The organism is Corynebacterium sp. p3-SID1194, from assembly GCF_025144155.1.
GTDB lineage: Bacteria > Actinomycetota > Actinomycetes > Mycobacteriales > Mycobacteriaceae > Corynebacterium.
Genome location: NZ_JALXWY010000018.1, coordinates 26525 through 37208 on the forward strand (window position 1 = coordinate 26525; position 10684 = coordinate 37208).

The 10684-nt window shown below is 64.6% G+C and carries 11 protein-coding genes, 1 tRNA gene and 1 other RNA gene; 5 read left to right on the plus strand and 8 right to left on the minus strand.

Features of this window, described 5'->3' with window-relative positions:
* Positions 1-2: 2 nt before the first annotated feature.
* The 3 genes from recR to M3G19_RS10025 form a co-directional block, all read right to left on the minus strand.
* On the minus strand, positions 3-629 hold the full coding sequence (gene recR, locus M3G19_RS10015) for a recombination mediator RecR (RefSeq protein ID WP_259902483.1): 627 nt from the start codon (positions 627-629) through the stop codon (positions 3-5).
* Between the two features lie 8 nt (positions 630-637).
* Positions 638-997, minus strand: a complete 360-nt coding sequence (locus tag M3G19_RS10020) for a YbaB/EbfC family nucleoid-associated protein (protein ID WP_259902489.1) — start codon at positions 995-997, stop codon at positions 638-640.
* An 89-nt stretch (positions 998-1086) separates the two neighbouring features.
* The gene (locus tag M3G19_RS10025) at positions 1087-3621 is read right to left on the minus strand and encodes a DNA polymerase III subunit gamma and tau (RefSeq protein ID WP_259902490.1); all 2535 of its coding nucleotides are present in this window, start codon (positions 3619-3621) and stop codon (positions 1087-1089) included.
* Positions 3622-3714: 93 nt separating this feature from the next.
* On the opposite strand from M3G19_RS10025, the gene M3G19_RS10030 reads away from it, so the two are divergent.
* Together M3G19_RS10030 and M3G19_RS10040 are read left to right on the plus strand one after the other, a co-directional pair.
* Positions 3715-3960, plus strand: coding sequence for a CopG family transcriptional regulator (locus M3G19_RS10030; RefSeq protein WP_259902491.1), 246 nt, complete (start codon positions 3715-3717; stop codon positions 3958-3960).
* Between the two features lie 383 nt (positions 3961-4343).
* Positions 4344-4538: a hypothetical protein gene (locus M3G19_RS10040; protein ID WP_259902493.1), complete on the plus strand. Its 195-nt coding sequence runs from the start codon at positions 4344-4346 to the stop codon at positions 4536-4538.
* 234 nt (positions 4539-4772) lie between these two features.
* Here M3G19_RS10040 and M3G19_RS10045 read toward each other — a convergent pair whose 3' ends face one another.
* Positions 4773-6167 (minus strand): FtsX-like permease family protein, encoded by a 1395-nt coding sequence (locus M3G19_RS10045; RefSeq protein WP_259902494.1) that lies wholly within the window; start codon positions 6165-6167, stop codon positions 4773-4775.
* Positions 6164-6844 (minus strand): ABC transporter ATP-binding protein, encoded by a 681-nt coding sequence (locus M3G19_RS10050; RefSeq protein ID WP_259902495.1) that lies wholly within the window; start codon positions 6842-6844, stop codon positions 6164-6166. Before M3G19_RS10050 ends, M3G19_RS10045 begins: the two co-directional genes overlap by 4 nt.
* 92 nt (positions 6845-6936) lie before the next feature.
* On the opposite strand from M3G19_RS10050, the gene M3G19_RS10055 reads away from it, so the two are divergent.
* Together M3G19_RS10055 and M3G19_RS10060 are read left to right on the plus strand one after the other, a co-directional pair.
* The gene (locus M3G19_RS10055) at positions 6937-7614 is read left to right on the plus strand and encodes a sensor histidine kinase (protein ID WP_259902497.1); all 678 of its coding nucleotides are present in this window, start codon (positions 6937-6939) and stop codon (positions 7612-7614) included.
* A complete protein-coding gene (locus tag M3G19_RS10060; RefSeq protein WP_210575292.1) occupies positions 7611-8255 on the plus strand; it encodes a response regulator transcription factor in 645 nt (214 codons plus the stop codon). Before M3G19_RS10055 ends, M3G19_RS10060 begins: the two co-directional genes overlap by 4 nt.
* On the opposite strand, the gene M3G19_RS10065 is transcribed toward M3G19_RS10060, so the two are convergent.
* The 3 genes from M3G19_RS10065 to ffs form a co-directional block, all read right to left on the minus strand.
* Entirely contained in the window at positions 8252-8812 is a 561-nt protein-coding gene (locus M3G19_RS10065) for a hypothetical protein (RefSeq protein ID WP_259902498.1), read from the minus strand. The genes M3G19_RS10060 and M3G19_RS10065 overlap by 4 nt on opposite strands.
* The gene (locus M3G19_RS10070) at positions 8812-10083 is read right to left on the minus strand and encodes an aminotransferase (RefSeq protein ID WP_259902499.1); all 1272 of its coding nucleotides are present in this window, start codon (positions 10081-10083) and stop codon (positions 8812-8814) included. Before M3G19_RS10070 ends, M3G19_RS10065 begins: the two co-directional genes overlap by 1 nt.
* Positions 10084-10174: 91 nt before the next feature.
* An RNA gene (ffs, locus tag M3G19_RS10075) (signal recognition particle sRNA small type) lies at positions 10175-10271 on the minus strand.
* Positions 10272-10428: 157 nt separating this feature from the next.
* Here ffs and M3G19_RS10080 point away from each other — a divergent pair.
* Positions 10429-10514 (plus strand) — tRNA-Ser (locus M3G19_RS10080).
* Positions 10515-10684: the final 170 nt, after the last annotated feature.

Sequence of the window (10684 nt, forward strand, 5' to 3'; positions counted from 1 at the left end):
TGCTAGAGCTGCAGGCGTCCTGTCAGCGCGCGCGACAACGTCAGCTCGTCGACGAACTCAAGGTCGCCGCCCAGCGGCATGCCCGATGCCAGACGCGACGTCGTGAGATCCGGGAAGTCCTTCAGCAACCGTGCCAGATACGACGCGGTCGCTTCGCCCTCGGTGTCCGGGTCAGTCGCCAGAATGACCTCGTGGATATCCGGGGCATCTTCGCCGTCGCGGTCCGGCAAAACGCCGCCGATGCGCTGCAACAGTGAGGAGATAGCCAGGTCTTTCGGCCCCACATTCGCCAGCGGGTCGAGCGCTCCGCCGAGAACGTGGTAGCGCCCCGAGTACTCCCCTGTGCGCTCGATGACCTGGATGTCCTTGGCGTCCTCCACCACGCAGATCAACCCCGCGTCGCGGCCGCTGTCTGCGCAGACGCGGCAGACTTCTTCGCGCGAGACATTGTTGCAGATCCGGCAGAACGTCACGCCGTCGCGCACAGCGCCGAGAGCGCTGCGGAGACGGTCTATATCGTCCGGATCTGTCTTCAACAGGTGGAACGCGATGCGCTGCGCGCTTTTCGGCCCCACTCCGGGGAGGCGAGAGAACTCGTCAATGAGGTCCTGAAGAGGGCCTTCAAACATAGAGCGGGTTAGTTTCCGCCGAACATCTGGGTGAAGTCGTTGCCCTCACCCGGGCCCTGCTGGGTCAGCGGGCCGATCTTCTCCTGTGCCAGCTGGCCAGCCTTGGTGTGGGCGTCGCGGTATGCGGCGAGGATCAGGTCCTGCAGCGTCTCGACGTCCTCCGGGTCCACAGCTTCCGGCTTGATGGACAGATCCTGGATCTCTGCGCCACCGGTCATGGTGATGTGCACCAGACCGCCGCCAGCGGAGCCCTCAACGGTCGCGGCGAGGATCTCTTCCTGCGCCCGCTGGATCTGTGCCTGGACCTCAGACGCCTGGCGAATGAGTTCCTGCATGTCGGGCATGCCGTTCTGATCGGGCTGAGTCATGGTCGTCGACCTTTCTTGGACTGTTGTAAGTATGTCTGTCACGCAGCCGACTATTTCGACTACGTCCGTGAACTAGTGTACCGAGTCCCCTACAGGGGCCGTGCGCCTAGTTCGTCGGCGAGGAGTTCCATCGCCACCTCGGTGGGGCTGCGCCGGTCGAATGTGCCCGCCTCCTGGGATTGGTCGACCATGTCGCGTTCCTCATCTTCGCGCGTGTAGGGCGCCGGTTCTTCCTCCATCGGCGGTTCGTCTTCCGGCTCCGGTGGCAACGGCACACCGCTGCTGAAGCTCGTCGACTCCCCAAAGCCAGTGTTCGGCCCATCCGTCGGATCGGGCGTGGCTCGCGGAGCCGCCCCTTTCACGACACCTGCTGCACCTGCCGCCGCAGCAGCCGCTGCCGCAGCCGCCGCTGGACCGGAGGCCTCCGGTGCAGGCTGCTCGGGCTGCGCAGGTGCCGGTTGCGGGGACGGTTCAGGCGACGGCGCAGCAGGCGCCTGCTGGGCTTCAGCGCCGCTGTCCTCTGGGTTCACCGTCTTTGCCGGTGTCGACGCCCACGGGTCGTACGGCACTGGCGCTGCCTCCGGCTCCGGAGTCACAGCCTCGTTCTCGCTGCTTACCGAGCCATCGCTCGTCGGGGTCGGCTCATCCGGCTCATTGCCGTCGGCGGCATGCGGGTCCTCGTCAGCGGAATCAGCCTCGTCATCGCTCGGACTGGTGTGTTCAGGTCCCTGTGCCTCTGGCTGCTTCGGTGCGCTCGGCGGGCTCCACGCCTGCGGCGCACGAGCAGGGGCCTCAAAGCCCGCGGCTTTTGGGTCCGTGCCCACCACACAGCGCACCGCGACCTCGGTGCCAAGCTTGTCGGTCAGCACAGCAACGATGTCGTCGTTGTTGTGCTTCGAGTTGATGCTGTTCGCCAGAGCACCGGTGTTGTGGCCGACAACCAGCGTGTTTCCATCCATACCAAGCGGTGTTGCTTCGGTGAGCATGATCTCGGCGACCTTGTTTCGCTCGCCGACCGACTGACGCAAGTTGATCCACTCCTTGCGGATCCGCTCCATGAGCTCCGTTGCGTCGAGAGCACCGCCAGTGTCTCCGGGACTGCTTGCCGGCACTTCGGTCTCCGTTTTCGCCGACGGTTCCGGAATGTGCGTTTCAGGTTCAGGCTGCTGCGGCACTTCGCGCTGCGTGTCACGCGGAGACTCGTCCTGCGATGTCGTCGCTTGCTCTGGTTCCGCGGGCGCTGGCTGCGGGACCGGTTGCTGAGCTGGTCGCTGAGCTGGTTGTTGCGTTGGTTGCTGCGCAGGTGCCGCGGGCTGCTCCCGCTGCGGCTCACGTTGTTCGCGGGCGGGCTTGGGGGCCTCGCGCGGGGCGGGTGTCGACTGGGAGGTGACGTTGGCGGTTGCCTGCACTGCGGCGGCGGCAGCCAATGCCGCGGCAGCGCCGCGGGGCTTGTCACCCATGCCGGCGGCCTCGGAAGCAGCGTCCTGGATTTCAGTGAGGCCGGCGACGGCGGCAGGTGCCTGCGTGCCGGTGAGAACACCGAGGAGGTGCGCCATCATGATCTCGAGCAGCAGGCGCGGGGATGTCGCGCCACGCAGGGAGGTAATGCGCTCGTTGACCTCGGTGGCAAGCGCGGCGAGCTGGTTGCCAGGGAATTTGTCGGCCTCGGCGGTGAGAATCTCGGCGCGGTCGGCGGGAGCATCCACGAGCCCCTGACCGAAGGCGTCCGGGACGGCGTGAATGATCATCAAATCGCGTAGGCGGTCGAGCAGGTCGATCGCGAAACGGCGGGGCTCGTGGCCGGCCTCAATCACATCGTCGACGGCCTGGAACAGAGCGGAGGCGTCGCGGGAGGACAGGGCGTCCACGGTGGCGTCGATAAGCGAAAGATCGGTGACCCCCAGAAGCGGCAACGCGAGCTCGTACGTCAAGCCCTCGGGGCCGGCTCCTGCGAGCAGCTGGTCGAGGATGGACAGGGTGTCGCGCGGGGAACCGCCGCCGGCGCGGATGACCAGCGGGTAGACGTTCTCGTCGACCGTGACGCCTTCCGCCGCGACCGTGCGCTCGACGAGCTGACGCATCGCCTGCGGTGTAAGCAGGCGGAACGGGTAGTGGTGCGTGCGCGAGCGGATCGTACCGATGATTTTCTCCGGCTCCGTCGTCGCGAAAATGAACACGAGGTGCTCCGGCGGCTCCTCCACGATCTTCAGCAAGGCATTCGCGCCCGCGCCCGTGATCATGTGGGCCTCGTCGATAATGAACACGCGGTAGCGCGATTCCGCCGGCGCGAAATACGCGCGTTCACGCAGCTCACGCATCTCGTCGACGCCGCCGTTCGACGCGGCGTCCATCTCCGTGACGTCCAGGTTGCCCGGGCCGCCCGGCGCGAGCGCGACGCACGACGGGCACACTCCGCACGGCGTCGACGTCGGCCCCTGGACGCAGTTCAGCGATCGCGCCAAAATGCGTGCCGACGACGTCTTGCCCGTCCCCCTCGGCCCCGAGAACAAATAAGCGTGGTTGACCCGCCCGTTATCCAGCGCCGTGGACAGCGGGCGCGTCACCTGCTCCTGCCCAATCATCTCGGCGAACGAGGCTGGGCGATACTTCCGGTACAAAGCCACGGTTTCACCCTACTAGGCGCCCGCGACACCCACCGTGGGTCAGCCTGCGATCGGGCGTTGCCAGCGCAGATATTTTCGTTATACAGTATTGACATGCCTGTGAACGCCAGCCAAGAGCAGCTCGACGCCTGGGTCGCCGAAGCCGAGATCGGCTACGACCCAGAGCTCCTGAAGAAGCGTGGCCGCGGGCGCCCGGGACGGGGATCAGCTCCAGCACAGGTCGTCGCAGTCCGCCTCACCGACGATGAACTGAAAGCACTCGACGATCTCGCCACCAAGAAGAACGTGACCCGGTCCGAGCTCATCCGCCAAGCGATCGACGCCTTCACCGCGGCATGAGATGCGCGAAGTCCGCCACCAAACACGGCATCACGACATCTGATGGCATACAGGCGGCTTCCAATCCCTTATGGGTCGAACCACTCGACGATGAGACGACCCAGTGGAGAGAGTTGCGACTCGGTTTCGACACACATGCCAGACTCCTTGAGACTGTCGTTGTAGTCGCAGAAGATGGGGACGAGCTGCTCATCCACTCCATGAAAGCCCGCCCCCAATATTCGCGGCTCCTCGAATAAAGCTCGGCTACCGCCCCTTGGTCCAGGCTTAAAGCAGTTCCGTCAAAAGTCAGTGGACTGAATGGTTCGCCGCATAATTGAATTAGGATCAACATGCGGTAATCAGAATGCAAAGGACGCAGAGCTGGGAAAGGGATGGTGGCGTTGAACACGTTCACAGTGACCGCCGAGCGCGGCACCAGCGGTGTGTGGGTGCTGGAATGCACAGAGCTCGGGGTGGTCTCGCAGACGAGCCGGTTGGACCGCGCCGAAGATGAAGTGGTCGAAGCGCTCGCGCACCAGTCAGGGCTCGCACCGACAGAGTTCGACGTCGAGGTAGTTCCGATGCTTCCCGGCTAGATCGAGACGCTTAGGGACTACACGGAGCGGACGAACGAGAAGGCTGCAGCCCCTACCCGCGAAGTCACGGCGCTGGATCATATGGTGATCGCGCCATGACTCCCCATGAACTCCCCCACATGGACTAACCTGCATCAACCGTGTAGCCGAGCAGTCTCTTTTGATTCAGCCGAAAATTCACTCAGTCCATGCGGTTTAGTCCATGAAGATCAGTCCCAGCGCAGCAGCGAAGCACTAGTCGTTGAGTCGCCCGGTCTCCGACAGCACGCGCTCGCGGAGCCTGCCGGTGGCGGCGACGGCGGCGACGCAGCCGGCGAGCGCAAGCACGATCAGCACGGCGAAGAGTGCGTGCCGCGTCAGGAGGGCATCGACCGATGGGATGAATATTGCTAGCCCCATCATGCTGCCCATGCCGAAGCCCATGAGAGTCACCAGAGCCATCGGGATTCCGACCTCGCGGATGGCCACGGAGGTGTGGAACTTCGCGGGCGCGCCGATGAAGTAGAGGGACTTGGTCAGCTGCTTTTGCTCCACCACAGCCAACGCCTGGGTAAGCAGCGTGGATGCGATAAGCAGAACGGCACCGAAGACAGCGGTGATGGCCACGCCGGAGGGAATGTCGGAGGTGACCATCTTCAGGGCCGGATCATCCTCGGTGTACGGGACGGCGGAGAACCCGCTTCCGGCGCCGGCGATGAACGCGACGAAGTACAGCGCGGCGACACGCTTCCAGGTCGTCCTCACCCCGCGGCCGACGCGGCGGGTGGCCACGTAGGTGGCGGAGCCGGGCAGCAGGTAGCTGATTCGGGCGATCAGCTGGATAACGCCGACGGCGATGAGTGCGTTGACCATCAGTACGCCGGCGACAACGACGAGCATCGCGAAGAACTCGATGGCATCGGCCTCCGGCGCGATGGACAACGTGTTCAGGTAGCGGTACAAAAAGAATGCGGCCACAAGCGAGATGACCAGGGTGATCACATTCTGCCCCTTCGGCGGCACCTTCTTGGTCACACCGAGCGGGGTGACAGCGACCCGGCGCAGGGCGAGCCACACGGACGCGGCGGCGAGGGCGAGCACCACCACCCACGCAACGGGCACTAGCCACCACGTGAACATCTCCCAGGTCCCAATTCGCTTTTCCTGGAACGACAACAGCGACCAGGCGGGAATGCTGACCAGGTACAGCACAGTACCGACGGCGAGGCCGATGAGAGCCTGACGCAGTGCATCGAGAATCATCATTCCGCGCACCTGACCAGAAGTCGCACCGATGAGGCGCAGAATGGCCAGCTGCTCTTCACGGCCGCCGAGGTTCGCGCGCGCAGCTTGGGTGAGCAAACCCAATAGCGTCGGCACCACCAGCAGCGACGCGAAAAGAGCAAGGAAGATATAAGGCATAGACAGGGGTCCGTCCGCGCTCTCCTGCACCTCAATGAGACGCTCATGCGGGTGCATGTGGCGCTGCACGAACATCCACGTGCCGGCCGCCAGGGTGCACAGAATCCACGTGGACACGGCGAAGGCCACCAGCGACAAGGCGCGGACCCAGCGTTCGCCGGTCTGGCGTTGCGCGCGGCCTTCGCCCGAGGAGGACTGCGCGGCAGTCATCAACGTCATCGCGCTCATGCCGGAACCCCCTTCGAAGCGCCCTCGGAGTGGATCAGGCCGTCACGGATCTCGATCCGGCGGTCGCACCACTGCGCGATCTTCGGGTCGTGGGTGACCAGCACGAGCGTCACTCCGAATTTCTTCGACACCGCCATGATCTGCTGCATCACCTCATGGCCGGTGGCCTGGTCGAGTGCGGCCGTCGGCTCGTCAGCGAACACCACCGACGGAGGACCAGCCAGGGCGCGGGCGATCGCGACGCGCTGGCCTTGCCCGCCGGAAAGCTGGCCTGGGAAGCGGTCTACAAACGCCCCCAGTCCCAGCCGCGTGAGCATGTCCGTGGCCTCCGCGTGGGCCTTCGAGCGTGATTCGCCACGCATGATCTGCGGCAGAGCCACGTTCTCCTTCGCAGTCAGTTCGGGCATGAGCTGCCCGTCCTGGAAGATGAAGCCGAAGTGGTCGAGGCGGAGTTGGGAGCGGGTGGCGTCGTCAAGCGATGCGATGTCGCGCCCGTTGAAGCGGACCTCGCCATGGTCGGGCACGAGCACTCCTGACATGCAGTGCAGCAGCGTCGATTTGCCGGAGCCGGACGGGCCCATGATGGCGACGGATTCGCCGGGGCCGATGTCCAGGCTGATTCCTTCGAGAACCCGTTGCTGGGTGAATGATTTCGTGATGTCGTTCAGTTCGAGCATGGTTCCTATTTCACCGTGTGCCGCGCGCGTCCACCATGGCGCAGGCTCCCGAATACGGGTAGTGCTAGCACTACCCCGCTACCCTCAACACCATGTGGCGGAAGAAGAACCACGAGGCCGAGGCAGCGCGCGCGATCCACGAGCTGACGGCATCCAGGCGGAAAATCGCCGAAGCGTACGAGGTCGAACGGCTCCGCATCGAGCGCGACCTGCACGACGGCGCGCAGCAGTATTTCGTGGCGGCCGCGATGAAGCTCGGCGAGGCGCAGCTTGAAACAGACTCGCCGCTTCTCGACGCCGCCGCCCGCGACCTCAAAAGCGGCCTCGACGCCCTGCGCCGCACCGTGCGCGGCATCCACCCACGCGAGCTGACCGACCGCGGGCTCGTCGAGGCCGTCGAGACAGCCGCCGCGCAGTACGGCCCGCACGTCACCGTCCGCGCACCGCACGATTTACCGCTTATCGACGACTCCGTCCTCGCCGCCGCCTATTTCTTCACCTCCGAAGCCCTGACCAATGCCGCGAAGCACGCGCCCGGCGCCCCCGTCAGTGTGCTCATCACCTCCGACGCGACCCTCAACGTCGCTGTCACCGACTCCGGAAACGGCGGCGCCCGCATTGTGCCCGGTGGTGGTCTCGACGGGATGCGCGAGCGCATTGCCGCATTCGGTGGGTCGATCGAACTCAATTCACCCCAGGGTGGCCCCACCACCATCACCGCACGGATACCGTTATTGCTGTACCGAGGAGAAAGTGGGTTAGCGCAATGAAGATCGTGATCGCCGATGATTCGGCACTGCTGCGCGAAGGTGTCGCAGGTCTGCTCACCCGGCGGGGCCACGAGGTGGTGGAGCAGGTGGGGGATGCGGACGCGCTGCCGGGTGCCGTCGATAAGCATGCCCCCGATCTCGTGATCACCGATGTGCGCATGCCTCCCAACATGCGTGACGACGGCCTCCAAGCTGCACTCAAGCTGCGCGAAACCGGCCCAGTGAATGTGCTCGTGCTGTCGCAGTACGTCGCCCCCGCATATGCTCGTGAGCTATTCTCCGGCGGCCACGGCGGCACCGGTTACCTGCTCAAAGACCGCGTCGCCGAGGTGAAGGATTTCGTTCAGGCTTGCGAGACCGTCGCATCTGGTGGCGTTGTCATCGACCCGGATGTAGCCAGCGAGCTCATGGCGGCCAGCTCCCAGTGGCTGACCACGCTCACTCCACGCGAACGTGAAGTGCTCGAGCTCATGGCCGAAGGCCTATCCAACGCCGAGATCGCGGAGAAGCTCTATTTCTCTGGCGCCGCTGTGGCCAAGCACGTCTCCGCCATTTTCTCGAAACTGGGGCTCACGCCCGACGAGGAGAACCGCCGCGTCCGTGCAATCTTGATGTACCTGTCCGAGCGCGGGATCACCTAGTCCCGGGCCCAGTCACCGAGGCTCGTCTGGCGGCGACGGAGGCGGCGCTCGAGCACCTCGAGCCCCTGCTCCTCAGCGAGCTCGTATTCGTCGTCGGTGAGCAGGACCAGCTCCAGCAGCAGTGTCATGCGTGCCGGGGCGTCGTCGGTGGCGGGCTCGTTGACCAAGGGTGTCCCGCGATCGAAGATTTCGGGTTCGCGAAGCAGGCCGTGATGGACGGTCAGCGCCGGGTCGTTCACCAGGCCCGGAAGAGCCGTACCCGGCTGACCGGGAATACCAGCGTTAACCAGCGTGTTCCACGCGCCCGCGACCGCCATGACACGCTGCTGCGGGGTCGCGCCGTCGGCGGCGCAGATGATTTCGCAGCGAACCTCGGTCAGCCCAGCGCTATCCGCGTCCGGGTCGTCGACAACGAGACCGCTATCGATCTCGCTGAACCCGACGGTCACCGCCGCTGGGAGCACCGGCGCGACACCGATGGTCATGCCGTTGACATTCAGCAGGTCCATCGGACCGAGAACGTCGGTGAGCCAGGCGTGTGTTTCGGCGGGAGTCACTAGTTTTCGAGCTTCTCCAGTGCCGCGAGCAGCACGCAGGTGGCGACACCGTCCATGGCGGTGCGGACTTCGTCGAGAGGCGGAAGCGACGGCGCGAGACGGATATTGCGGTCGTTCGGATCCTCTCCCTTGGGGAATGCGGAACCGGCCTTGGTCAGGGTGATGCCAGCTTCGCGGGCGAGCTCCCACACGCGGGTGGCCGTGCCGTCAATGACGTCGAGGGAGACGAAGTAACCGCCTGCCGGGGTCGTCCAGCGCGCGGCCTCGTACTCGCTGAGGCGCCCCTCGAGGATCTCCAACACCGCGTCGAATTTCGGCTTGAGGATCTGCGCGTGCTTCTGCATCAGGGCGCGCACACCGTCGGCGTCGCCGAAGAGCTTCGCATGGGCCAGCTGGTTGATCTTGTTCGGGCCGATACCGCGGATCCCAGCGATGGATGCATACCAGTCCAGGTTCTCCGTCGACGACGCAAAGAAGGCCACGCCCGCGCCCGCGTGCGTGATCTTGGAGGTGGAGCTCATCACCCAAAAACGGTTCGGGTTGCCGGCTTCTTCAGCCGCACCGAGCACGTCGATGATCTGCGGGAAGTCCTCAGTGAAGGTGTGCACGGCATAGGCGTTGTCCCACACGATGCGGAAGTCCGGCGCGGCAGTCTCCATCGACGCGAGTGCGCGCACGACCTCCTCCGTCGCGGTCACACCGGACGGGTTGGCGAACATCGGCACGACCCACATACCCTTCACCGCCGGATCCTTGACCAGCTCGGCAACGGCGTCGACATCCGGGCCGTCCTCAAGCATGGGCACGGAGACCATCTCGAAGCCAAATTTCTCGGTGATTGCGAAGTGGCGGTCGTAGCCCGGGACCGGGCAGATCCACTTCACGGTCTCTTCTTCGCGCCACGGGCGTTCCGAGTCGTTGTTTCCGAAGATGAAGGACCAGCTGATCAGGTCGAACATGATGTTCAGCGAGGACGAATCCTCCGCGTAAAGGTTGTCCACCGGCACCCCGATGAGCTCGCCCCAGATCTCCCTGATGTCCTTGATGCCCTTGAGGTTGCCGTAGTTGCGCACATCCGTGCCAGCGGCATCCACGTAGTTGCCCTTGCCCGGCAGCTCAAGCAGGTCGTTGCTCAGGTCGAGCTGCTCCGACGACGGCTTACCGCGCGTCAAGTCGAGATCGAGGTTGCGGCTTTTCAGCGTTTCGTATTCCTCGCGCACCTTCGTCGCGAGTTCCTCGCGGGCAGCGGCGTCCAGATTGAGCAGGGACATGGGGGAGATCACTTCCTTTAAGGAGTGGAACCGTTTACGTCGCCCAGATTACATGCGCCCCGCTGGCGCGGCCCCCACCGCATCCGCGTGAAATAAAGGGACCCCACGCACCTGCCAGAGCTCGCTGACCCTTGCTGCGTTCCCGCCCTGGGGGAGTTCACAAGATAAACACCGCGTGAGATCCTGGGGGAAAGTCTAGTAGCTCGCAGCAACCAGTTCAAAAAAGCACGCATTCCGCCTACCGACGCCCCGCCCCACCACCAATTTTGTCCCCACCCCAGTATCCGCTAAAGTAGTGGCTCGACGCGCTGCGCAGGCCATGCTTGCAAGGCAGGAAACGTCGCTGGAGGATTCGACTAGCGGCCTATGTCACACGCCTGGAACGCGTGCGGGTTTCACGACCCTCGTGGGTTCAAATCCCACATCCTCCGCAATGTCCCCCAGCCCACACATAAGGGCTGGGGGAATTCTTGTTTTTCCCCGGCGCTTGATTTCCTCTCCCCCGCCCGATCAAGCCTCTCCCGATTGCTCGGCCCACGCGCCTCCAGCCTGGCACGCCGGTGAGCGCCGGTGAGCGCCGGTGAATCTGTTTACATTTCAC